Origin of the sequence: Kluyvera sichuanensis (genome assembly GCF_040930405.1) — a bacterium.
GTDB classification, from domain to species: Bacteria; Pseudomonadota; Gammaproteobacteria; order Enterobacterales; family Enterobacteriaceae; genus Kluyvera; species Kluyvera sichuanensis.
This window is the reverse complement of sequence record NZ_CP162271.1, coordinates 2,477,881-2,500,499: the sequence shown is the minus strand read 5'-3', so window position 1 is coordinate 2,500,499 and position 22,619 is coordinate 2,477,881. Positions and strand designations below refer to the sequence as shown.

Genomic DNA, 22,619 nt, shown 5'->3' with positions numbered 1-22,619 from the left:
TGTTGTCACAAAGTAACAAATAACACCTTGCGACAACATCAATATTACATTTTGAGGGCGATTATTTAACCATGATAATCGGGTTATTAGGCTAACGATTACTCTTTAGCTAAAAAAGACTGCAAATACGGGACTATTTTTTCAATCGAGGTCTGGAATACACCGTTTTGAATCCAGTACAGCGTGTTCTCACCCGGACGTAAATTAAAGGCCGTAATATAGGCATCAGCCGCCAGACGACTCTCGCCTTTCATTTCGTAAACTTTACCCAGCAGCACGTAGTTAAGCCATGACATCTCAATTTCAATGCTTTTATTCACCGCCTCGAAGGCGTTATCGATACTACCGTGGCTTAAATAGTCGATAGCTTTAATTCGATACAGTATGGCGCTGTTCTGAATATCCGGCATTTGTTCTACGCGCGTTAATTCTTCATTCAGCGCGGCCAGTTGCTGGTTATCAAAAGGCTGCTGCGACTGGCGTAAAACATCCACCATCGCCTTTTGCGCATAGGCATAGGCAAAATGAGGTGAGGATTTAGTAATGTTTGTCAGTAGCGTGCTGGCCTTATTTAACGACGGCGCATCGCCGACAGAAACCAGCTGCAGTGCCTGGTAAAACTGCGCCAGTGACTGCGTTTCCGGCAGCTTCAGCCGGGTCAGTTCCTTTTGCATCCCCTCTGGCCACGGCTGGGCCAGTGCGCTGGAGAGGCTATCGAACAGATCGCCCTGGATAGAGACCAGGTTGCTATCAGTGACAAAATAGCGCTTATCGAGCATGGTTGAGCCGTCGGCGTTGTCGATAAGCAGCACCGACATAAAGCACTGCTGGGCGCGGTAGTGGCGCTGATTCACAAAGCTGATGGTCAGCGTCTTCCCGGAGCTGCTCGGTTCATTGACGTTATAGTTGGTTTTGTCGTGAACCATAAAGGTGGAATAGGTGTTCAGCGAGGTGGTAATCAGCGTGCCGAGGCCGATGGCATAAGACTGCTGCGAGGCCCAGTTATTACAGGAGGATCCCGGTTCAAAGCGAACGTCAATATCGCGCGGGTTCAGCAGCAGATGTGCACGCGTGACCTGCGGATGCGGGCGCACCACGCTCAACAGGACCATGGCAATCAGCACGCCAAGCGAGAGTAAAAAGGCGCATTGGGTCCAGAAGTTGGCGAACCAGCGGCGTGGTTTGGGCTCTACAGCGGCGACACGCGCGGGCGTGACCGGCGTGCTATTAAGGGCGGTGGTAGGCTTTATCTCATCGGCTTCATCGCCTATTTCAGATTCGCTAAGCCAGGTGACCGGGGCCGTAAGCTGGTAGCCGCGTTTGGGCACGGTAATAATGTATTCGGCGTGACTATCACCACCGTCGCGCAGCGATTTACGCAGTTCAGAAATACTTTGCGTGACCACATGGCTGGTCACAATATTCCGCATCCAGATGTTATCAATAAGCTCGTCGCGGCTGAGCACTTCCCCTGGGTGGTGGGCAAAATACATCAGCAGATCGATTAATCGAGGTTCCAGAGTGAGCTGGCGTCCAGGGCGGCTTATTTGATTCACTGAAGGCGTGACGAGCCATTCCCCAACGCGCACAAACGGTTGTTGCATAAAAATGAATCACCAAAGGAAAAGAAATAGATAAGTGAGTAATGATAACACAGCTCACTATCCTATTTTTTGACCGGGACGAGCGAAGAAAGGCGGGAAGGCGGGGAGTTTCCTACCCGCCTGGAAAGAAAAGATTACAGGACTTTATGTGGGCCGAAGCATTCGTAGTGGATGCTGTCGGTGTTGACGCCAAGCTCAACGAGTTGTTTTGCCGCATGCTGCATAAAGGCCACCGGGCCGCACAGGTAGAACTGCATCTGCGGATCCTGCAGCTTATCGGCAAGCGCTGAAAGCGCCATCAGCCCTTCGCTGTCGAACGCGCCGGACTGGCGGTCTGCGTCGGTCGGGGTGCGATACCACAGGTGTGAGGTGAAGTTCGGCAGCGCGCTACCCAGCGTTTTCACCTCATCTGCAAAGGCGTGAACGCTGCCATTTTCCGCCGCGTGGAACCAGTTCACCTGTGCCGGATGGCGGTTTTTTGACAGCGTATCCAGCATGGCCAGCATCGGCGTTTGCCCCACGCCACCGGAGATCAGCGTAACCGGGGTTTGCGGGGTGACGTTAAGGAAGAAATCACCGGCAGGCGCGGCCAGATAGACCACATCGCCTTCTTTTGCCGCGTTATGCAGCCAACTGGAGACCTGGCCGCCGTTTTCACGTTTCACGGCAATGCGATAGCCTTTACCGTCCGGCTTGCGGGTCAGCGAGTATTGACGAATCTCCTGATACTCGAAGTCTTCAGGCTTCAGCCACACCGCCAGATACTGGCCCGGCTGATAATCGGCCACCGGCTGACCATCTACCGGCTCCATCTCGAAGCTGGTAATCAGATCGCTACGCGGGGTCTTTTTGACGATGCGGAACGCACGGGTGCCTTCCCAGCCGCCGGTTTTATTGGCGTTATCCTGATAAATCTCAGCTTCACGGTTAATAAACACGCCCGCCAGCACACCATAGGCCTTGCCCCAGGCATCCAGCACTTCCTGGCCTGGACTAAACATCTCATCCAGCGTCGCCAGCAGGTGCGAGCCCACAATGTTGTACTGCTCTGGTTTGATCTGGAAGCTGGTGTGCTTCTGGGCGATTTTCTCTACCGCTGGCAGCAGCGCGGGCAGGTTTTCAATATTGCTGGCGTAAGCGGCAATGGCGTTAAACAGCGCTTCACGCTGGTCGCCGTTACGCTGGTTGCTCATATTGAAAATCTCTTTCAGCTCCGGATTGTGGGTGAACATCCGATCATAAAAGTGGGCGGTGAGCTTCGGGCCGGTTTCAACCAGCAGGGGGATAGTGGCTTTTACGGTGGCGATGGTTTGAGCGTCAAGCATGGCAGGTCTTCCTTTCAATCAATGTTATCTAATGTTGCATGTTAAATGCATCTTATAAAAATACCCCTGTTTTGTAAATGGTTCTTTGAAAGAATGCACCATTGCGGTTACAACATGAATTATTCACATCACAATCCTGAAAAGAAATCCGTTTCCCTGCCTCAGCCCTTTATTCCTCAATCCCTTGTGCGGCGCGGAGGGAAACGTTTGCGTAATTTCGTTTGTCAAGACCTGTTATCGCAGAACTAATCAGTTATACTGTTGGCCGTTGTCCAATTGGACTGCCTTTTCAGGCCAAAATTTAATTGTTAGCTGAGTCAGGAGATGCGGATGTTAAAGCGTGAAATGAACATTGCCGATTATGATGCCGAACTGTGGCAGGCTATGGAGCAGGAAAAAGTACGTCAGGAAGAGCACATCGAACTGATCGCCTCCGAAAACTACACCAGCCCTCGCGTGATGCAGGCGCAGGGTTCTCAGCTGACCAACAAATACGCTGAAGGTTACCCAGGCAAACGCTACTACGGCGGTTGCGAATACGTTGATATCGTTGAACAACTGGCGATTGACCGCGCGAAAGAACTGTTCGGCGCAGACTACGCTAACGTACAGCCGCACTCTGGCTCTCAGGCTAACTTCGCGGTCTACACCGCGCTGCTGCAGCCGGGCGATACCGTTCTGGGTATGAACCTGGCGCAGGGCGGCCACCTGACTCACGGCTCCCCGGTTAACTTCTCCGGTAAACTGTACAACATCATCCCTTACGGCATTGATGAGTCCGGTAAAATTGACTACGACGAGATGGCTAAGCTGGCTCAGACCCACAAACCGAAAATGATCATCGGTGGCTTCTCCGCATACTCCGGCGTTGTAGACTGGGCAAAAATGCGTGAAATCGCAGACAGCATCGGTGCTTACCTGTTCGTCGACATGGCGCACGTTGCCGGTCTGATTGCCGCAGGCGTTTATCCGAACCCGGTTCCACACGCTCACGTTGTGACCACCACCACTCACAAAACCCTGGCGGGTCCACGCGGTGGCCTGATCCTGGCGAAAGACGGTAGTGAAGAGCTGTACAAAAAACTGAACTCCGCGGTGTTCCCAAGCGCGCAGGGTGGCCCTCTGATGCACGTTATCGCTGGTAAAGCGGTTGCGCTGAAAGAAGCGATGGAGCCAGAGTTCAAGGTTTACCAGCAGCAGGTTGCTAAAAACGCCAAAGCGATGGTGGAAGTGTTCCTGAACCGTGGCTACAAAGTGGTTTCCGGCGGTACTGAAAACCACCTGTTCCTGCTGGATCTGGTTGATAAAAACCTGACCGGTAAAGAAGCAGACGCCGCTCTGGGTCGTGCGAACATCACCGTGAACAAAAACAGCGTGCCAAACGATCCGAAGAGCCCGTTCGTGACTTCCGGTATCCGTATCGGTTCCCCGGCTGTCACTCGTCGCGGCTTCAAAGAAGCGGAAGTGAAGGAGCTGGCTGGCTGGATGTGTGACGTGCTGGACAACATCAACGATGAGTCCGTTATCGAAAGCGTCAAAGCGAAAGTACTGGATATCTGCGCTCGCTTCCCGGTTTACGCGTAATCGCTAACCGTAAGATGCAAAAAAGGCCGCGCAAGCGGCCTTTTTTTATGCCCGATAAGCGTCGCGCCATCGGGCAATACTTAGCGCCGATCCAGAGAAATTTTCCCCGGCCCGACAATCGCCAACAGCAGGAATGCGCCTGAAATGCTGATGTTCTTGTAGAAGTTAATCATGTTAGGCATCACCGCATCGCCGGTCATGTTCCAGAAGTGGTGACCAATCACCGCCGTCCCCAGAGTGTAGAAAATAAAAATCACCGCCAGTGGACGGGTAAAGAAGCCCAGAATCACCAGAATAACGGCCGGCACTTCCATCAGAATGGCAATGATGGCCGCCAGCGCAGGCATTGGCGTGCCGATGGATGCCATGTACTGCACCGTTCCATCGTAGTGAAGCATTTTGGGATAGCCGGAGAGAATAAACAGCAGCACGATAGCGATACGCGCAATCAGCAACAGCAGGTCGCGCGATGCGCCAAAGTCGAGATAACGGAGAGCGTTCATGGTCATTCCATGGTGTAAGTACGTGTGATTTAAACGTAATACACAATGTTGCTCCCTGCCACCGCGCGCACATAAATCAGTCTTATGGCTGTAACGTACGTACCGCACCATGGCAGGACGATAACCCCGCTTTGATGCCCGGTTATATGAATATTTCTAATACGAAGTTCGTCGCTTTTCTGTGCGCTCTTGTTGGGGGGGCTGCGAGAAGCGAGCGCGGTAACCGTTTGTGCGGACGGATGACTGACGTAAAAACAGCTAAAGGTGATGTCCATCACAATTATCTCGTTAATGTGAGGAGTAGTGCTCTTCAGAATGTGGGTTGAGTCATTAGACTAGGGGCTCCAAAACGGGAGGACCCATGGTTTTGCACTCCACGCGCTGGCTGGCGCTCAGTTACTTCACCTATTTCTTTAGCTACGGCATTTTTCTTCCCTTCTGGAGCGTCTGGCTCAAAGGCGCTGGGCTGTCGCCCGAAACTATCGGTCTACTGTTAGGGGCGGGGCTGGTCGCCCGTTTTCTCGGCAGCCTGCTGATAGCGCCGCGGGTGAGCGATCCTTCGCGCTTGATAAGCGTGCTGCGCATTCTGGCGCTGATGACGCTGCTGTTCGCCGCCGCGTTCTGGGCGGGTACGCAGGTTGCCTGGTTGATGGTGGTGATGATCGGTTTCAACCTGTTCTTCTCGCCGCTGGTGCCGCTAACCGATGCACTGGCGAACACCTGGCAAAAACAGATAACCATGGACTACGGCCGGGTGCGCCTGTGGGGCTCCATTGCTTTCGTGATTGGTTCCGCGCTGACCGGTAAGCTGGTGAGCCTGTTCGATTACCACGTCATCCTGGTGATGCTGAGTCTTGGCGTCGCGTCAATGCTGCTGGGGATGTTGCTGAAACCGTCGGTGATGCCGCTCGGTGAATCCCGCCATCAGGAGAGCGTTGGCTGGCCGGCCTGGCGTTCCTTAATGACGCAAAACTGGCGCTTTCTTGCCTGTGTGAGCCTGCTTCAGGGGGCACATGCCGCCTATTACGGTTTCAGCGCTATCTTCTGGGAAGGGGCGGGGTACTCAGCGTCGGCTATTGGCTATCTGTGGTCGTTGGGCGTAGTGGCCGAAGTGGTCACCTTTGCGCTGAGTAAAAAGGTATTCCGTCGCTTTAGCGCCCGGGATCTGCTGCTGCTGTCGGCCATTTGCGGCGTTATCCGCTGGGGGCTGATGGGCTGGACGACGAGTCTGCCGTGGCTGATTCTGATTCAGATCCTGCACTGCGGCACCTTCACCGTCTGCCATCTGGCGGCGATGCGCTACATTGCTGCCCGTCAGGGGAGCGAAGTTATCCGCCTGCAGGCGGTCTACTCGGCGGTGGCGATGGGCGGCAGCATTGCGGTGATGACCATGTTCTCAGGCTTCCTTTATCAGCATCTTCATCAGGGGCTGTTCTGGGTGATGGCGCTGGTGGCGCTGCCTGCGCTGGTGCTGCGACCAAAAACGGTCGCCCGCTAGGTTTCCAGTATCTTGCAGATATGCTGCTGCTGATGCTCGCTGAGCGGTTGCTCGGCGTGGATCAGCGGCGGTGAAAATAGGGGCAGGGCAATCGCGTAAGGTGAAATCACGAGCGTGCTGTTTTTCGGCGCGCCCTCTTTCTGGAAGACGTTGACCGTCAGGTACTTCACGGTGAGCGGCAGCAGCGTCAGTTCGCGCAGTTGCTGTTCAATCTCCTGCTCCAGCGCCGGGTTATCGCCGGTTAACAGCACCACCTGTTTCTCGTGCAGCTCGCTCTCCTGCATTAATCCGGCGCCAAAAATCACCGCAATCAGCGCTGCTTCATCGTCGCTGAAGTGCAGGGTATAGCGGGTTTCAAAATCACTCAGCGCCGCACGAGTGGTGCGGATCAATCGCGGATAGAGTCGGTGGATCTCTTCCGGCAGGTGATGATCGATGCCGATCTCAAACACGCAGCGGTTCAGCGCCTGCGCTACGTGAACGTAGAGCTGATCGTGCAGGCTGCGTTCATTGGTGAAATGGCAGTGCGCCTCATGCTGAAAACGGTCGACCAGCCGGGCAATCGCCAGATGTAGCTGCTGGTCCTGCTCGCGTCCATCAAACTGGGGATTTGGCACCTTCAGCAGCATAAACAGCAGCGCCAGGAAGTGCTGCTCGTTGCGGTTTGGCGTTTGCATTACCCGCCTCTGCCAGTGGTGGACAATATCCGCCGCCATCTGATATTCCAGCGTGGACTGCGTCCAGGCGCTTTGCAGCGTGCTAAAAATCGGGCTTTCTCCCTGATGATGCTGTAATAAACAGTACTGGAGATAGAGGCGTAAAAACTGCACGTCGCGACATTCAAAATCGCGCTGCAGGCTTCGGGCGCAGCGGTTCACCAGCGCCTGCAGGTTGGTTTCATCGTATAGCGTACGCGGGATCTTCAACTGCCTGAGCTGCGTTTTCAGCGCTGGTGTAAAATGGTGCGTCACAAAGTGCGGACACAGACGCAATGCGCGGCGAAGCCAGTGCAGTAAGCACAGGCGCAGGTCGAGGGTTGTGCCTTCAATCCGATAGCAGCCATCCGCCTGAGTGGCGATCGCCAGACGATGGTAACGCTCAACCTCCTCTCCGGCTTCAATGACATCTTGCCGGGCGGTGGAAACATCGACATTATTCACCATGCCAATGTATTCCGCCGTGATGGAATGACCAGGGAGATAGAGCATCAGCAGCGCCTGGCAGCGGCGCTGCGGACTGGAAAGCACAGATGGCGGTTCGAGTACGGTCATCATCTGTTGGGATCCAGCAGCAGGTTATGAGCATAAGAATAGACAAAAGATAACGGCAGCTAATGAGCTTTAGCTAAGGAATGCGGGTGACGGTCACAGAATTTTTCACTGAGGAACCGATGAAGAGAGTGAAACAATGCGCGGTTCTGATATTTCTTACGGTTTTATCGTTAAACGTCAGCGCACATCCGCACAGCTTTATTACCATCACTAACCAGCTGGTGGTGGCTGACGGCAAGCTGACGGGCATGAAAATGCGCTGGGTAATGGATGAACTCACCTCGGCGGATCTGCTCTACGACGCGGGTAACGCAAAACCGGGCGATGAGGTCTGGAAAAAGCTGGCCGCTGAGGTGATGGCGAACGTGCTGGGGCAGCACTACTTTACCGAGTTCTGGCACGACGGCAAAAAGGTGAAGTTCGAAAACCTGCCTACCGCCTACGGCCTGGCGCGACAGGGGCATCAGGCGGTGCTGACCTTTACCTTACCGCTGGCGACGCCGCAAACGCTGGTGGGACAGACTTACACCTTTTCCACCTTCGACCCGACCTATTATGTCGATATGAGCTACGAGAAGGACGGTGACGTGGCGTTTGCGCCAGATTTTAAAGGTGCATGCAAAGTCAGCGTCCACACTCCGCATCCTAACGATGAGATGCTCTCCTACGCGCAATCGCTCGATAAAGCGGATGCGCCTCCGGAAGATATGGATCTTGGAAAACAGTTTGCGCAGAAGGTCACCATCGCATGTCAGTAATCTCCGTTAATCGTCGCACCTCTCGCCGCTGGCTGTCGCTCTGGCCGCTGTTGCTGTTTTTTGCGGTTGCGGTTATTGGCTTGCTATGGCTCTGGCAGGCCTGGCCACAGGTCATGCTGCAAAGCGTGGTCTGGCAGCGCGATGTGAACCAGCAGATGAGTGGTTTGCTCCAGGCCGTGGCGGAAAACCCGACTCAGGCGGGTGGGGCGCTGCTGCTGTTCAGCTTTGTCTACGGCGTGCTGCACGCGCTGGGGCCGGGGCACGGTAAGGTCGTCATCACCACGTGGCTGGCCACCCATCCGTCAAAATTAAAATCCAGTATTGGTTTGACGCTCGCGGCTTCTTTATTACAGGGGCTGGTAGCCATTGGCCTGGTGGTCGTCGTGCTGACGCTGCTACGACTTCCGGCGCGCCAACTGCACCTCAGCAGTTTCTGGCTGGAGAAGGGCAGCTATGCGCTGGTGGGCGTGCTGGGATTATTACTGTGCTGGCGGGCGCTGAAAAAGCTGCGCATGCTGCTGCGCAAACCGACGTTTACCGCTTTTACACCACACCACGTCCATGACCAGCACTGCGGCTGTGGTCATCAGCACATGCCAGACCCTAAACGGCTTGAGCGGGATGAAGACTGGCGGGCGAGGCTGATGATTATACTGTCGATGGGCATGCGCCCCTGTTCCGGTGCCATTATGGTGCTGCTGTTCAGCAAAGTGATTGGCGTGTTTGGCTGGGGCGTCGCCTCTGCGCTGGCGATGGCAGCAGGAACGTCGCTCACCATCTCTTCTTTAGCGCTGCTGGTTCATGGTTTTCGTACCCTGGCGGTGAAGCTCAGCGGCAATAAAACGCCGATACTCTGGCGGCAGGTGGGCTGGACAACTTTGGCGCTGGCCGGTGGCGCGGTTCTGGTCGCTGCGGCGGTGGTGATGTGGGTTAGCGCAGTGCCGGTTGGGCGTGGGCTAAGGCCGTTTTAAACGCAGCATTGCTTATTGCAGCGCGTCGCGGATAAAGGCCATTGCGGCGTCGCGATACCGATCGCCATGTCGCTCGGTGAAGGCGTCAATATGTTCTCCATCCGGGATGATGATTTTTTGTTTCGGTTCGCGTGCCAGGGCAAAAAGCGTTTCGCTCTGCTGCCAGGGAATGACGCCGTCCGCTGTGCCATGCAGGATCAGGAGCGGAATGGGGGCGACGCTTGCGATATTGCGGTCTGCGCTATAGCTATCATCAAGCAAATATCCGCTGCCTGGCAGCATATGGTTGGCAATGGCGGAGTAGGACAGAAAGGTTGAATCGAGAATTATCGCACGTACGCCCGCGCGATCGCCGTGTCGCTGATTAGCACAGGACATACAGCTGCCCACGGCTGCCAGTACGTTATTACCTCCCAGACTCTGTCCCAGTAGTACCAGTCGTTCAGGATTGACGTCGGGGCGATGCCGCACGTAGTTCATTGCGCTTTGCGTATCATCCAGTAGCCCTTGCGGTGACGGCTTGCCCTCTGATTTACCGAAACCACGATAGTCAAACATAAATACATTAACGTTGCGTTCTGGTAGCCAACTGACGAACGACCAGTGTCCCGACATATTTCCCGCGTTGCCATGAACGTGCACTACCGTCGCGATGGCTTGTTCCGCTGGTCCTGCGGATGAAGGGATAAACCAGCCATGTAAACGGGTGCCATCTTTGGCGGTGAAGGTGATGGATTCCGCGAAGTGGGGCTCAGGGCCGTAGAACTCATTGTTGGGGTAATAAAAAGCATTGATCGCCACGCGAGGCAGAAAATAAATGCAGACTGCAATGATAAACAGAATGGAAAGTGTTTTGATGATGTGCCGGGGAGGTGCCATGTCCATGCTTCCTTGCCGCAGTGAGCGAACGACGGTGGTGCCCTTAAGTGAAGGCATCGTGTTAAAACGCGCAGGGAAAGTAAAGCTGTGAGGGAGTTTTTAGGAAAAACGCCCGGAGAGGGCTCGGCGGATGAGCAGCGTCATCCGCCGGAGTGAACTTAGCGCTTCAACGCTTCGCTCAGCTCGTCACGCATGTTCGCCAGCATGGCTTTCACGATACGTGGGTTACCTGCAACGACGTTGCCGGTCATCATGTAGTTATGGCCACCGGTGAAGTCACAAACGATAGCGCCTGCTTCACGAGCGATCAGTTCGCCAGCGGCGAAGTCCCATGGCTTCAGGCCGATTTCGAAGTAACCGTCAACGCGCGCAGCGGCAACATAGGCCAGATCCAGCGCAGCGGAACCGGTGCGACGGAAGTCAGCGCATTCGGTAAACATTTTACCGAGGATGTTCATGTAGGCGGTAGCGTGCTGTTTCGCTTTGAACGGGAAACCGGTCGCGATGATGGTGCCATCCAGGTCACGGCCAGTGCTGCCGCGCAGACGGTAACCGTTCAGCTGTGCGCCCTGACCACGGGTAGCGGTGAACAGTTCGTTGCGCATTGGATCGTAAACCACAGCCACTTCAGTACGGCCTTTGATGCGTACGGCGATGGAGACGGAGAAGTGTGGAAGACGTTTGATAAAGTTGGTGGTGCCATCCAGTGGATCGATAACCCATTGAACATCCAGATCTTCGCCAACATGCTCACCGCTTTCTTCGGTGATAATGGTGTGTTGCGGGTAAGATTTGCGAATGGTGTCGATAATCATCGCTTCAGCGGCTTTATCAACGTTAGTCACGAAATCGTTGCTGCCTTTCTGGCTCGCTTCAACAGCTTCTGGTGTTTCGTAGTTTTTGGCAATCAGGTTACCCGCCTTGCGCGCTGCGCGCACGGCGATGTTCAGCATCGGATGCATCAGGTTACTCTCACTGGATGTTAAAGAACGGGGAAAACGGCACATATCATAGCAGCGAATTCGGATTCTGTCTCAGGTTTATGGTAATATGGTCGAATAATCTTTAGACGAAGAATGACAATGCTGCAAAATATCCGAATCGTGCTGGTCGAAACCTCTCACACCGGCAACATGGGCTCCGTGGCCCGCGCTATGAAAACCATGGGCTTAACCAACCTGTGGCTGGTCAACCCGCTGGTGAAACCAGACTCCCAGGCCATCGCCCTGGCAGCCGGTGCCAGCGATGTGATTGGCAACGCGCAGATCGTCGATACCCTGGATGAAGCGCTGGCCGGTTGCAGCCTGGTGGTTGGCACCAGCGCGCGTTCCCGTACGCTGCCGTGGCCGATGCTCGACCCGCGTGAGTGCGGTCTGAAAAGCGTCTCAGAAGGTGAACATGCGCCGGTGGCGCTAGTGTTCGGTCGTGAACGCGTTGGCCTGACCAACGATGAACTGCAAAAATGTCATTACCACGTGGCGATTGCCGCTAACCCGGAATACAGCTCGCTGAATCTGGCGATGGCCGTGCAGGTTATCTCTTATGAAGTGCGCATGGCCTGGCTGGCGACGCAGGAAAGCAACGAACCGAAGGTTGAGCACGAAGAGACGCCGTACCCGTTGGTGGACGATCTTGAGCGTTTCTATGGCCACCTGGAGCAGACGCTGCTCGCTACCGGTTTCATCCGCGAAAACCATCCGGGGCAGGTGATGAGCCGTTTACGTCGTCTGTTTACCCGTGCGCGCCCGGAAAGCCAGGAGCTGAACATCCTGCGTGGAATTCTGGCGTCTATTGAGCAGAAAAACAAAGAGTAAGGTGCATTCCCGGCGGCGCTCCGTTTGGCCGGGCTACACCCCTTTTGTAACCGGGGCGAGGCCTCTGGCCGACCCCGGAAACGGCTCAAAATCAATACCGCACGGAACGCCAAATACCTGACTAAATTACTCAAGTAAATAGTTGACTGTTTTAGTCGGGAATGTCAGACTTGGCCCTGCTATGCAATACCCACAATATTATTAAAAACCCCGGGCAGGGGCGAGTTTGAGGTTAAGTAAGACATGAGACTGACATCTAAAGGGCGTTATGCCGTAACCGCGATGCTGGACGTTGCACTCAACTCCGAAGCGGGCCCGGTGCCGTTGGCTGATATTTCTGAACGTCAGGGAATTTCACTCTCCTATCTGGAGCAGCTGTTCTCCCGTCTGCGTAAAAATGGCTTAGTATCCAGCGTACGCGGACCAGGCGGTGGTTATCTGCTGGGTAAAGAAGCAAACCACATCGCAGTGGGTGAAGTGATTAGCGCAGTGGACGAGTCCGTTGACGCTACCCGCTGTCAGGGGAAAGGTGGCTGCCAGGGCGGCGATAAATGTTTGACCCACGCACTCTGGCGCGATCTGAGCGACCGTCTGACCGGCTTCCTGAACAACATCACCCTCGGTGAACTGGTCAATAACCAGGAAGTTCTGGACGTGTCTGGTCGCCAGCATTCGCACGACACCTCCCGCAATACCCGCGTACAAGACGCTATCGACGTTAAGTTACGTGCATAATCCACCCGCTCTGCCGTGTGCCTTATCGGGCGCACGTAGCAGGCTGGTTATAGATAAAAATGAGATTTCAGAGTCAGGCCGGGACAGCGTCCCGTCAACACGGTCGTACATCCAGCCGGTTGCCTGACTCCTTGCATTGAGTGATGTACGGAGTTAAAGAGCAATGAAATTACCGATTTATCTCGACTACTCCGCAACCACGCCGGTGGACCCGCGTGTTGCCGAGAAAATGATGCAGTTTCTGACCCTGGACGGGACCTTTGGTAACCCGGCCTCTCGTTCACACCGTTTCGGCTGGCAGGCTGAAGAGGCGGTAGATATCGCCCGTAACCAGATTGCCGACCTCGTGGGTGCAGACCCGCGTGAAATCGTCTTTACCTCCGGTGCGACTGAATCCGACAACCTGGCGATTAAAGGTGCAGCCAACTTTTATCAGAAAAAAGGCAAGCACATCATCACCAGCAAAACCGAGCATAAAGCCGTGCTGGACACCTGTCGTCAGCTCGAGCGCGAAGGTTTCGAAATCACCTATCTGGCGCCACAGCGCAACGGCATTATCGATCTCAAAGAGCTCGAAGCAGCCATGCGTGACGACACCATCCTCGTCTCCATCATGCACGTGAACAACGAAATCGGCGTGGTGCAGGATATCGCGACCATCGGCGAAATGTGCCGTGCGCGCGGCATCATCTATCACGTTGATGCGACCCAGAGCGTGGGCAAACTGCCTATCGACCTGAGCCAGCTGAAAGTTGACCTGATGTCCTTCTCCGGTCACAAAATTTACGGTCCAAAAGGTATCGGCGCGCTGTACGTTCGTCGTAAACCACGTATCCGTATCGAAGCGCAGATGCACGGCGGCGGTCACGAGCGCGGCATGCGTTCCGGTACCCTGCCTGTTCACCAGATCGTCGGCATGGGCGAAGCTTACCGTATCGCGAAAGAAGAGATGGAGACCGAAATGGCCCGTCTGCGCGGTCTGCGTAACCGTCTGTGGAACGGCGTGAAGGATATGGAAGAAGTCTACCTGAACGGTGATCTTGAGCAGGGCGCACCAAACATCCTCAACGTGAGCTTTAACTACGTTGAAGGTGAATCCCTGATTATGGCGCTGAAAGACCTGGCGGTTTCCTCCGGTTCTGCCTGTACTTCCGCAAGCCTTGAGCCATCCTACGTGCTGCGCGCACTGGGCATGACTGATGAGCTGGCGCATAGCTCCATTCGTTTCTCTTTAGGTCGTTTCACTACCGAAGAAGAGATTGACTACACCATCAATCTGGTTCGCAACTCCATTGGCCGTCTGCGCGACCTTTCTCCACTGTGGGAAATGTTCAAACAGGGCGTGGATCTGAACAGCATTGAATGGTCGCATCATTAATCGGTACCGATAAGGAGAATTCATCATGGCTTACAGCGAAAAAGTAATCGATCACTACGAGAACCCACGTAACGTAGGTTCCTTCGACAACAGCGACGACAGCGTCGGCAGCGGCATGGTCGGTGCTCCGGCCTGCGGCGACGTGATGAAGTTGCAGATTAAAGTCAACAATGAAGGTATCATTGAAGACGCGCGTTTCAAGACCTACGGCTGCGGTTCCGCCATTGCTTCCAGCTCCCTCGTTACCGAGTGGGTAAAAGGGAAATCCCTGGACGAAGCACAGGCCATTAAAAATACCGATATCGCAGACGAGCTTGAACTGCCACCAGTGAAAATTCACTGTTCTATCCTGGCAGAAGACGCGATTAAAGCCGCTATTGCGGATTACAAAAGCAAACGTGAAGCAAAATAATTAAGAGTTGAGGTTTTTATGTCGATTACCTTAAGCGACAGTGCAGCAGCGCGAGTCAATACCTTCTTGTCAAACCGCGGTAAAGGGTTTGGTCTGCGTCTTGGCGTGAGAACGTCCGGTTGTTCAGGTATGGCCTATGTACTGGAATTTGTTGACGAGCCGGCGGCAGAAGATACCGTTTTCGAAGACAAAGGCGTGAAGGTTGTCATCGACGGTAAGAGCCTGCAATTTCTTGATGGCACGCAACTCGACTTCGTGAAAGAAGGTCTGAACGAAGGGTTTAAATTCACTAACCCGAACGTAAAAGACGAGTGCGGTTGCGGCGAAAGCTTTAACGTCTGATTTTGAGTCCTGCCAACCCCACCCATGGTTTCATCGCTGTGCGTGGGGTTTGTTTTAAATAGTTAACCCTGAGATCGTCATGGATTACTTCACTCTCTTTGGATTGCCAGCCGGTTATCATGTAGACACTCAGGCCCTCGCGGCACGCTTCCAGGACCTGCAGCGTCAGAACCACCCCGACCGATTTGCTAGCGGCAGCGACGCTGAACAGCTCGCAGCGGTTCAGCGTTCTGCGAACATCAACCAGGCCTGGCAAACGTTGCGTCACCCGCTGATGCGCGCCGAATACCTGCTCTCCCTGCACGGCTTTGATCTCGCCTCGGAACAGCACACCGTACGTGATACCGCGTTCCTGATGGAACAGCTGGAACTGCGTGAAGAGCTGGACGAGATTGAACAGGCAAAAGATACCGACCGCCTGGAAGGGCTTATCAAACGCATCAAAGCAATGTATAGCCAACGCCAGCAGCAGATGGTGGCGGAACTCGATTCGCAAACGTGGGAAGCGGCGGCGGATACCGTCCGTAAACTGCGTTTTCTCGATAAACTCCAAAGCAGCGCTGAATTACTCGAAGAAAAGCTGCTCGATTTCTGATTCTGGAAGCTTAACATGGCCTTATTACAAATTAGTGAGCCGGGTCTAAGCGCCGCGCCGCACCAGCGTCGTCTGGCGGTGGGCATTGACTTAGGCACCACCAATTCCCTGGTGGCTACCGTGCGTAGCGGCCAGGCGGAAACGCTGGCCGACAATCAGGGGCGTCACCTGCTGCCTTCCGTTGTGCACTATCAGGTGCAGGGCCACGTGGTCGGCTACGATGCGCGCACCAATGCCGCGCTGGACCCCGCTAACACCATTAGCTCCGTAAAACGCATGATGGGCCGCTCGCTGGCGGACATCCAGACGCGCTACCCACATCTGCCGTACCAGTTCCAGGCAAGCGAAAACGGCCTGCCGATGCTGGTGACCAAGGCCGGTGTACTGAACCCAATCCGCGTTTCGGCCGATATCCTCAAAGCGCTGGCGGCTCGCGCCACCGAAACGCTTGAAGGCGAGCTGGATGGCGTGGTGATTACCGTTCCCGCTTATTTTGATGATGCACAGCGTCAGGGCACCAAAGACGCTGCGCGTCTGGCGGGCCTGCACGTACTACGTCTGCTGAACGAACCGACCGCCGCGGCTATCGCTTACGGCCTCGACTCCGGTCAGGAAGGGGTGATTGCCGTCTACGATCTGGGCGGCGGTACCTTCGATATCTCGATTCTGCGCCTGAGCCGCGGCGTGTTTGAAGTGCTGGCTACCGGCGGGGATTCTGCGCTGGGCGGCGACGACTTCGACCACCTGCTGGCCGACCATATCCGCGAACAGGCGGGCATTGCCGATCGCAGCGACAACCGCGTACAGCGCGAACTGCTTGACGCCGCCATCGCCGCCAAAATCGCCCTGAGCGATGCCGATAGCGTGACCGTTGAGGTCGCTGGCTGGAAAGGCGAGGTAACCCGCGAACAGTTTAACGACCTGATTTCCGCGCTGGTGAAGCGCACGCTGCTGGCCTGCCGTCGCGCGCTGAAAGATGCGGGCGTGGAAGCCGAAGAGGTGCTGGAAGTGGTGATGGTCGGCGGTTCTACCCGTGTACCGCTGGTGCGTGAGCGCGTAGGTGAATTCTTTGGCCGTACGCCGCTGACCTCTATCGACCCGGATAAAGTGGTCGCTATTGGCGCTGCCGTGCAGGCGGATATTCTGGTCGGTAACAAGCCGGACAGCGAAATGCTGCTGCTCGACGTGATCCCGCTCTCTCTTGGCCTCGAAACCATGGGCGGCCTGGTCGAGAAGGTTATCCCGCGTAATACCACCATTCCAGTGGCTCGCGCGCAGGAGTTCACCACCTTCAAAGACGGCCAGACCGCGATGTCCATCCACGTGATGCAGGGCGAGCGTGAACTGGTGCAGGACTGCCGTTCACTGGCGCGTTTTGCGCTGCGCGGGATTCCGGCGCTGCCGGCTGGCGGCGCGCACATTCGCGTAACCTTCCAGGTGGACGCCGATGGCCTGCTGAGCGTCACCGCCATGGAGAAATCCACCGGCGTTGAGTCCTCTATTCAGGTGAAGCCGTCCTACGGTCTGACCGATGGCGAAATCGCCACCATGATTCAGGATTCCATGAGCTATGCCGAGCAGGACGTGAAAGCACGTATGCTGGCAGAGCAGAAAGTGGAAGCCGCTCGCGTGCTGGAAAGCCTGCACAGCGCGCTGGCCGCTGATGCCGCGCTGTTAAGCGCCGCAGAGCGTCAGGAGATTGACGAGGCTGCCGCCGTGCTGAGTGCGGTTGCCGAGGGTAATGACACTGACGCCATAGAACAAGCCATTAAAAACGTTGATAAACAAACCCAGGAATTCGCCGCTCGCCGCATGGACCAATCCGTCCGTGTCGCGCTGAAAGGCCAATCCGTGGACGAGGTTTAATATGCCAAAGATTGTTTTTTTGCCACATCAGGACCTGTGTCCGGATGGCATCGTTGTGGAAGCTGAGACCGGTGAAACCATTCTGGATGCTGCGCTGCGTAGCGGTATCGAGATTGAACACGCCTGCGAAAAATCCTGTGCCTGCACCACCTGCCACTGCATCGTGCGTGAAGGTTTCGACTCGCTGCCAGAAAGCACCGAAGACGAAGACGATATGCTGGATAAAGCCTGGGGGCTGGAACCAGATAGCCGCCTGAGCTGCCAGGCCCGCGTCACGGATGAAGACCTGGTGGTCGAAATTCCGCGTTACACAATTAACCACGCGCGCGAGCACTAAGAGGATAGTATGGGACTTAAGTGGACTGACAGCCGCGAAATCGGCGAAGCGCTGTACGATGCTTACCCGGATACCGATCCGAAAACGGTGCGCTTCACCGACATGCACCAGTGGATTTGCGACCTCGAAGATTTTGATGATGACCCTCAGGCATCAAATGAAAAAATCCTTGAGGCAATTCTGCTAGTCTGGTTGGATGAAGCAGAATAAGTCACATAACGGGCTGCCATTCGGCGGCCCGTTTGCTAATAAGGATAAAAAAATGACACAAGCCATGAAAATTACCCTTTCTACTCAGCCAGCCGATGCGCGCTGGGGTGAAAAAGCGGCCTATAGCATTAATGATGAAGGTATTGTCCTGCACCTGACCGGCCGCGACGACGCGGGCCTTATCCAGCGCGCGGCGCGTAAAATTGACGGCATGGGCATCAAGCACGTTGACCTGTCTGGCGAAGGCTGGAACGTCGACCTCGCCTGGGCTTTCTGGGCGGGCTACAAAGGGCCGAAAGGCACTCGTCAGGTTGAATGGCCTGAGCTGGACGATGCACAGCGCCAGGAACTGGACAACCGTCTTACCTACATTGACTGGGTACGTGACACCATCAACGCCCCAGCGGAAGAGTTGGGCCCAGAGCAGCTTGCGCAGCGCGCGGTTGACCTGCTGTGCGGCGTGGCATGCGACAATGTCTCATATCGCATCACCAAAGGCGAAGATCTGCGTGAGCAGGGTTACGCGGGCCTGCACACCGTGGGCCGTGGTTCCGAACGTCCACCGGTTCTGCTGGCGCTGGACTACAACCCAACGGGCGATAAAGAAGCGCCGGTTTACGCCTGTCTGGTCGGTAAAGGTATCACCTTCGACTCCGGCGGCTACAGCATCAAACAGAGCGCGTTCATGGACTCCATGAAGTCCGATATGGGCGGTGCCGCAACCGTGACCGGTGCGCTGGCGCTGGCGATTACCCGCGGCCTGAACAAGCGCGTCAAACTGTACCTGTGCTGTGCGGATAACCTGATCAGCGGCAACGCCTTCAAGCTTGGCGATATCATCCACTACCGTAACGGTAAAAATGTGGAAGTGATGAACACCGATGCAGAAGGTCGCCTGGTGCTGGCCGATGGCCTGATTGATGCCAGCGCGCAGAAGCCAGAGCTTATCATCGATGCGGCAACCCTGACCGGGGCGGCCAAAACCGCGCTGGGCAACGATTACCACGCGCTGTTTAGCTTTGATGACCAGCTGGCGAACCGTCTGCTGGCAAGCGCCAGTGCGGAAAACGAAGCCTTCTGGCGTCTGCCGCTGGCCGAGTTCCACCGCAACCAGCTGCCGTCTAACTTTGCTGAGCTGAACAACACCGGCAGCGCGGCCTACCCGGCAGGCGCAAGCACCGCGGCGGGCTTCCTGTCCCACTTCGTGGAAAACTACCACCAGGGTTGGCTGCACATCGACTGCTCTGCCACCTACCGCAAATCTGCCGTTGAGCAGTGGTCGGCGGGTGCCACCGGGCTGGGTGTGCGGACTATCGCGAATCTGTTGACCGCCGAGTAATCTTTTCCCCTCACCCTAACCCTCTCCCCAAAAGGGAGAGGGGACCGTCCGATTTTCGCCCTCGCCCCTTTGGGGAGAGGGCCGGGGTGAGGGGTATTCACACCTTCTGGAAGCACTATGTCTGAAAGCAAAAACGAACTCGAAACGCTGCTGGAACAGGCGGCAACCGAACCTGCTCATCGCCCGGCCTTTTTCCGCACCTTACTGGAGTCCACCGTCTGGGTGCCCGGCAGCGCAGCTGATGACCAGCAGGTCGTTGATGACAGCGCCTTAGAATTACAGCACTGGGAAAAAGACGACGGCACCTCCGTCATCCCGTTCTTCACCTCGCTGGAAGCCCTGAAAGAAGCGGTCACCACCGAGCAGGCGTTTGTGGTTATGCCGGTGCGCACGCTGTTTGAAATGACGCTTGGCGAAACCTTGTTCCTCAACGCGAAGCTGCCGACCGGCAAAGAGTTTACCCCGCGAGAAATCAGCCACCTGATTGGTGAAGAGGGCAACCCGCTGAGTACGCAGGAAGTGCTGGAAGGTGGCAGCGCGCTGCTGCTCTCTGAAGTTGCAGAGCCACCGGCCCAGATGGTGGAATCGCTGACCACGCTGTTCAAAACCCTGAAAACGGTGAAGCGTGCGTTTATCTGCTCCATTAAAGAGCGTGCGGACGAGCAGCCGAACCTGCTGATTGGCATTGAAGCGGAAGGGGATATCGAAGAGATTATTCACGCCGCGGGCAGCGTAGCGACCGACACCTTACCGGGTGATGAACCGATTGATATCTGTCAGGTGGTGGAAGGCGAGAAGGGCATCAGCCACTTTATGCTCGCCCATATCACGCCGTTCTATGAAAAACGCTGGGGCAGCTTCCTGCGTGATTTTAAGCAGAACCGAATCATTTGAGCCGATCCGGTTCTATGGTAGATACTGTGAGCGGCAGCAACTCCTTTTCACCGTTGCTTCCCGGATTGCAGGCATAACTTTAACAGCGCCTTCTGGCGCTGTTATCACTTCCCCGTCCGCCTTTATACTACAGGCATCCCATGCTGCAACGCATCGAACGTTTTTCCTGACTTTAATACCCCATAGGCCACCTGCGCCAGCTTACGCATCATTGCACCTATTATCACTTTCGGTCGCTTCCCGTTACCTTCCAGCCTTTCCCTGAACGCTTTTCCCCATGCCGTGTGATACAACGCTGACATCGCCGGCATATATAATGCTCCGCGCAGATGAACCGGTCCTGCTTTGCTCATCCTGCTTGTTCGCATCACGCTGCTCCCCGACTCATGCTGCTTCGGCGTCAGTCCTGCATACGCTGCGAACTGCCGCGCAGTGGCGAACCTCAGCTTCAGTCCCGTGTACGCCAGCAGCACCGCGGCGGTTTTCTCTCCTATCCCCGGGATACTGCTCAGCAGCTTCCGCCGTTGTTTCATATCGGGGTCGTTGTCCGTCAGGTCTTTTATCTGTTTTTCAATGCGCCTCAGCTCTGCTCCCAGACACTGCAGGAGAACATCAATGCTCTCCAGCTGTACTTCCGGTGCAGTTTCCTGGCGGTTTTTCTCCTGAGTCTGCATCTCTGTCAGCGACTGATGTCGTAGCACCAGCGCTTTCAGGGCCCGCTCTGTCGGGTGCGGCGCTTCCCATGCTGGCGGCTTTTTCTCCCGGCAGAAGTGAGCCAGCATACGAGCGTCCACTTTGTCGGTTTTGTTGCGCAGCCCTTCACTGCGGGCAAAGGCAGCGCTCAGGGAAGGGTTGATGATGGAGACGGTATACCCGGCATCGCTCAGATGGGCGGCAGCGTCTTCCATGTAGGTGCTGGTAGACTCCATGCAGACATGAGCATGGCTCACCTCATGGCTACGAAGCCAGCGGACCAGGTCCTCATAGCCCGGGGGAGTATTGGCAAACTTTTTACAGAGATGGCGGCCATCAGGGCGAAGGATATCAACATCAAGTTTAGTTTTAGCGACATCAATGCCGATGAAGTACAGTTCATATTCCATAGTGAAACCCACCTTGCGAATGCGGATTACCGGTAAAAACCGGTCCATGATACTGTCCGGTTTGTCACATGAGAAAGAACGGCGGACCGGTGCAGAATATCTACGGTACAGGCGTGAAAGCCTAAGCCCGGGCACGGCATCCGGACCGCCATCAGAGAGAACTGGCCGGTTCTTTCTGACGAGGTAATCATACAAGCCCGGGCGAGGCGTTCACGCCGACCCCGGGATGGCACGGCCCCGTCGTTACTTTTGAGGCTCAATCGGCAAATCGTCGCGCGCGCCCCATTCACTCCAGGCACCGTCATACAGCACGACCTCTTTTGCCCCCAACGTCTCCAGCGCCAGCAGAACCACCGCTGCCGTCACGCCTGAGCCACAGCTGGTGATAATCGGCTGATTAAGGTCTACGCCCTGGCGAGCAAAAATCATTTCCAGCTCGTCGGTGGTCTTCAGCTCGCCGTTGAAAGTCAGTTCGCTCCACGGCACGTTCAGCGCGCCGGGAATATGGCCGCGACGCAGGCCAGGGCGTGGTTCATCCACTTCGGCATTAAAGCGACCGGCTGGGCGCGCATCGATAATCTGCTGCGAACGTTCATGACTTGCCAGCAGTACATCGGTCAGACGTGCAACGGCGTGGGCGTTAAACTTAACCTCAAACTCGCCTTCACCGGCATCAACATCGCCCTCCTCGAGCAGCAGTTCATCGCGCTGCCAGCCTGCAAGGCCGCCCGCCAGAATAGAGACGTTTTCCACGCCGAAGGTTTTCAGCATCCACCACGCGCGCGGCGCGGAGAACAGATTACCCTCGTCATACACCACTAAATGGCGGTCGCTGCTCACGCCCAGTTCGCGCATGGCGACGGCAAAAGCTTCCGGGCGCGGCATCATATGCGGCAGCGTCGAGGTGTGGTCGGACAGCGCTTCAATATCAAAGAACAGCGCGCCGGGCAGATGGCCTGCACGGTACTCACCCGCCATATCCCGGTGTTCCTGTCCGGGAGGCGCCATTCGCGCATCGATAATTTGAATTGCCGGATCGTTTATGTGTTCAGCCAGCCAATCGGCGGCGACAAAGAAAGAGGTGGTCATTGAGTGCCTCCATTTGCAATCGTAGAGGAATTGTCGATGTTTTCCGGAGAGCTGACAAGTTAGCAACGCTGCGGTTGTGATTAAGGCTATATATGAAATCTGAAAATCGGCT

At 55.6% G+C, this 22,619-nt stretch carries 23 protein-coding genes; 15 read left to right on the top strand and 8 right to left on the bottom strand.

What is annotated here, in order from left to right; genetic code table 11:
- Positions 1–98 precede the first annotated feature (98 nt).
- Together cadC and hmpA are read right to left on the bottom strand one after the other, a co-directional pair.
- Complete coding sequence (gene cadC / locus AB2B48_RS12215; protein WP_368301877.1) at positions 99–1,604, bottom strand: lysine decarboxylation/transport transcriptional activator CadC; 1,506 nt, start codon at positions 1,602–1,604, stop codon at positions 99–101.
- A gap of 134 nt (positions 1,605–1,738) precedes the next feature.
- The gene (gene hmpA, locus AB2B48_RS12210; RefSeq protein ID WP_333012928.1) at positions 1,739–2,929 is read right to left on the bottom strand and encodes an NO-inducible flavohemoprotein; all 1,191 of its coding nucleotides are present in this window, start codon (positions 2,927–2,929) and stop codon (positions 1,739–1,741) included.
- Positions 2,930–3,259: 330 nt separating this feature from the next.
- On the opposite strand from hmpA, the gene glyA reads away from it, so the two are divergent.
- Positions 3,260–4,513, top strand: a complete 1,254-nt coding sequence (glyA, locus tag AB2B48_RS12205) for a serine hydroxymethyltransferase (RefSeq protein ID WP_035891344.1) — start codon at positions 3,260–3,262, stop codon at positions 4,511–4,513.
- Positions 4,514–4,593: 80 nt separating this feature from the next.
- Here glyA and AB2B48_RS12200 read toward each other — a convergent pair whose 3' ends face one another.
- Positions 4,594–5,016, bottom strand: a complete 423-nt coding sequence (locus tag AB2B48_RS12200; RefSeq protein WP_185668877.1) for a DoxX family protein — start codon at positions 5,014–5,016, stop codon at positions 4,594–4,596.
- A gap of 361 nt (positions 5,017–5,377) precedes the next feature.
- Here AB2B48_RS12200 and AB2B48_RS12195 point away from each other — a divergent pair, with 361 nt between their 5' ends.
- Positions 5,378–6,514: a 3-phenylpropionate MFS transporter gene (locus AB2B48_RS12195; RefSeq protein WP_368301876.1), complete on the top strand. Its 1,137-nt coding sequence runs from the start codon at positions 5,378–5,380 to the stop codon at positions 6,512–6,514.
- Here the strand turns inward: AB2B48_RS12195 and csiE are convergent.
- The gene (gene csiE, locus AB2B48_RS12190; protein ID WP_185668879.1) at positions 6,511–7,788 is read right to left on the bottom strand and encodes a stationary phase inducible protein CsiE; all 1,278 of its coding nucleotides are present in this window, start codon (positions 7,786–7,788) and stop codon (positions 6,511–6,513) included. The genes AB2B48_RS12195 and csiE overlap by 4 nt on opposite strands.
- Before the next feature lie 116 nt (positions 7,789–7,904).
- On the opposite strand from csiE, the gene AB2B48_RS12185 reads away from it, so the two are divergent.
- Both AB2B48_RS12185 and AB2B48_RS12180 read left to right on the top strand, forming a co-directional pair.
- The gene (locus tag AB2B48_RS12185) at positions 7,905–8,543 is read left to right on the top strand and encodes a DUF1007 family protein (RefSeq protein ID WP_368301875.1); all 639 of its coding nucleotides are present in this window, start codon (positions 7,905–7,907) and stop codon (positions 8,541–8,543) included.
- Positions 8,534–9,514, top strand: coding sequence for a nickel/cobalt transporter (locus AB2B48_RS12180; RefSeq protein WP_368301874.1), 981 nt, complete (start codon positions 8,534–8,536; stop codon positions 9,512–9,514). The genes AB2B48_RS12185 and AB2B48_RS12180 overlap by 10 nt, the downstream gene beginning before the upstream one ends.
- 12 nt (positions 9,515–9,526) lie before the next feature.
- Here the strand turns inward: AB2B48_RS12180 and AB2B48_RS12175 are convergent, their stop codons facing one another.
- Both AB2B48_RS12175 and suhB read right to left on the bottom strand, forming a co-directional pair.
- The gene (locus AB2B48_RS12175; protein ID WP_368301873.1) at positions 9,527–10,399 is read right to left on the bottom strand and encodes an alpha/beta hydrolase; all 873 of its coding nucleotides are present in this window, start codon (positions 10,397–10,399) and stop codon (positions 9,527–9,529) included.
- A gap of 152 nt (positions 10,400–10,551) precedes the next feature.
- Complete coding sequence (suhB, locus tag AB2B48_RS12170; RefSeq protein WP_185668883.1) at positions 10,552–11,355, bottom strand: inositol-1-monophosphatase; 804 nt, start codon at positions 11,353–11,355, stop codon at positions 10,552–10,554.
- Positions 11,356–11,475: 120 nt separating this feature from the next.
- Here suhB and trmJ point away from each other — a divergent pair, with 120 nt between their 5' ends.
- From trmJ to sseB, 11 genes are all read left to right on the top strand, one after another.
- Entirely contained in the window at positions 11,476–12,207 is a 732-nt protein-coding gene (gene trmJ / locus AB2B48_RS12165) for a tRNA (cytosine(32)/uridine(32)-2'-O)-methyltransferase TrmJ (protein WP_185668884.1), read from the top strand.
- Between the two features lie 243 nt (positions 12,208–12,450).
- On the top strand, positions 12,451–12,942 hold the full coding sequence (iscR, locus tag AB2B48_RS12160) for a Fe-S cluster assembly transcriptional regulator IscR (RefSeq protein ID WP_035891361.1): 492 nt from the start codon (positions 12,451–12,453) through the stop codon (positions 12,940–12,942).
- A gap of 163 nt (positions 12,943–13,105) precedes the next feature.
- A complete protein-coding gene (gene iscS, locus AB2B48_RS12155; protein ID WP_035891364.1) occupies positions 13,106–14,320 on the top strand; it encodes a cysteine desulfurase in 1,215 nt (404 codons plus the stop codon).
- Between the two features lie 25 nt (positions 14,321–14,345).
- On the top strand, positions 14,346–14,732 hold the full coding sequence (gene iscU / locus AB2B48_RS12150) for a Fe-S cluster assembly scaffold IscU (protein ID WP_004866383.1): 387 nt from the start codon (positions 14,346–14,348) through the stop codon (positions 14,730–14,732).
- An 18-nt stretch (positions 14,733–14,750) separates the two neighbouring features.
- Positions 14,751–15,074: an iron-sulfur cluster assembly protein IscA gene (gene iscA / locus AB2B48_RS12145; protein ID WP_035891367.1), complete on the top strand. Its 324-nt coding sequence runs from the start codon at positions 14,751–14,753 to the stop codon at positions 15,072–15,074.
- 79 nt (positions 15,075–15,153) lie between these two features.
- The gene (gene hscB, locus AB2B48_RS12140; RefSeq protein ID WP_185668886.1) at positions 15,154–15,669 is read left to right on the top strand and encodes a co-chaperone HscB; all 516 of its coding nucleotides are present in this window, start codon (positions 15,154–15,156) and stop codon (positions 15,667–15,669) included.
- 15 nt (positions 15,670–15,684) lie between these two features.
- The gene (gene hscA, locus AB2B48_RS12135) at positions 15,685–17,535 is read left to right on the top strand and encodes a Fe-S protein assembly chaperone HscA (RefSeq protein WP_368301872.1); all 1,851 of its coding nucleotides are present in this window, start codon (positions 15,685–15,687) and stop codon (positions 17,533–17,535) included.
- A 1-nt stretch (position 17,536) separates the two neighbouring features.
- The gene (gene fdx, locus AB2B48_RS12130) at positions 17,537–17,872 is read left to right on the top strand and encodes an ISC system 2Fe-2S type ferredoxin (RefSeq protein ID WP_035891374.1); all 336 of its coding nucleotides are present in this window, start codon (positions 17,537–17,539) and stop codon (positions 17,870–17,872) included.
- A gap of 9 nt (positions 17,873–17,881) precedes the next feature.
- Positions 17,882–18,082 carry a Fe-S cluster assembly protein IscX gene (gene iscX, locus AB2B48_RS12125; RefSeq protein WP_185668888.1) on the top strand — a complete coding sequence of 67 codons (201 nt, stop codon included), beginning with the start codon at positions 17,882–17,884 and terminating at the stop codon, positions 18,080–18,082.
- A gap of 52 nt (positions 18,083–18,134) precedes the next feature.
- Positions 18,135–19,421, top strand: a complete 1,287-nt coding sequence (pepB, locus tag AB2B48_RS12120) for an aminopeptidase PepB (protein ID WP_333012921.1) — start codon at positions 18,135–18,137, stop codon at positions 19,419–19,421.
- 117 nt (positions 19,422–19,538) lie between these two features.
- The gene (sseB, locus tag AB2B48_RS12115; protein WP_035891377.1) at positions 19,539–20,315 is read left to right on the top strand and encodes an enhanced serine sensitivity protein SseB; all 777 of its coding nucleotides are present in this window, start codon (positions 19,539–19,541) and stop codon (positions 20,313–20,315) included.
- Between the two features lie 122 nt (positions 20,316–20,437).
- Here sseB and AB2B48_RS12110 read toward each other — a convergent pair whose 3' ends face one another.
- Both AB2B48_RS12110 and sseA read right to left on the bottom strand, forming a co-directional pair.
- Positions 20,438–21,418 carry an IS110 family transposase gene (locus AB2B48_RS12110; RefSeq protein ID WP_368301891.1) on the bottom strand — a complete coding sequence of 327 codons (981 nt, stop codon included), beginning with the start codon at positions 21,416–21,418 and terminating at the stop codon, positions 20,438–20,440.
- Positions 21,419–21,661: 243 nt separating this feature from the next.
- On the bottom strand, positions 21,662–22,507 hold the full coding sequence (gene sseA, locus AB2B48_RS12105) for a 3-mercaptopyruvate sulfurtransferase (protein WP_220438307.1): 846 nt from the start codon (positions 22,505–22,507) through the stop codon (positions 21,662–21,664).
- Positions 22,508–22,619 lie beyond the last annotated feature (112 nt).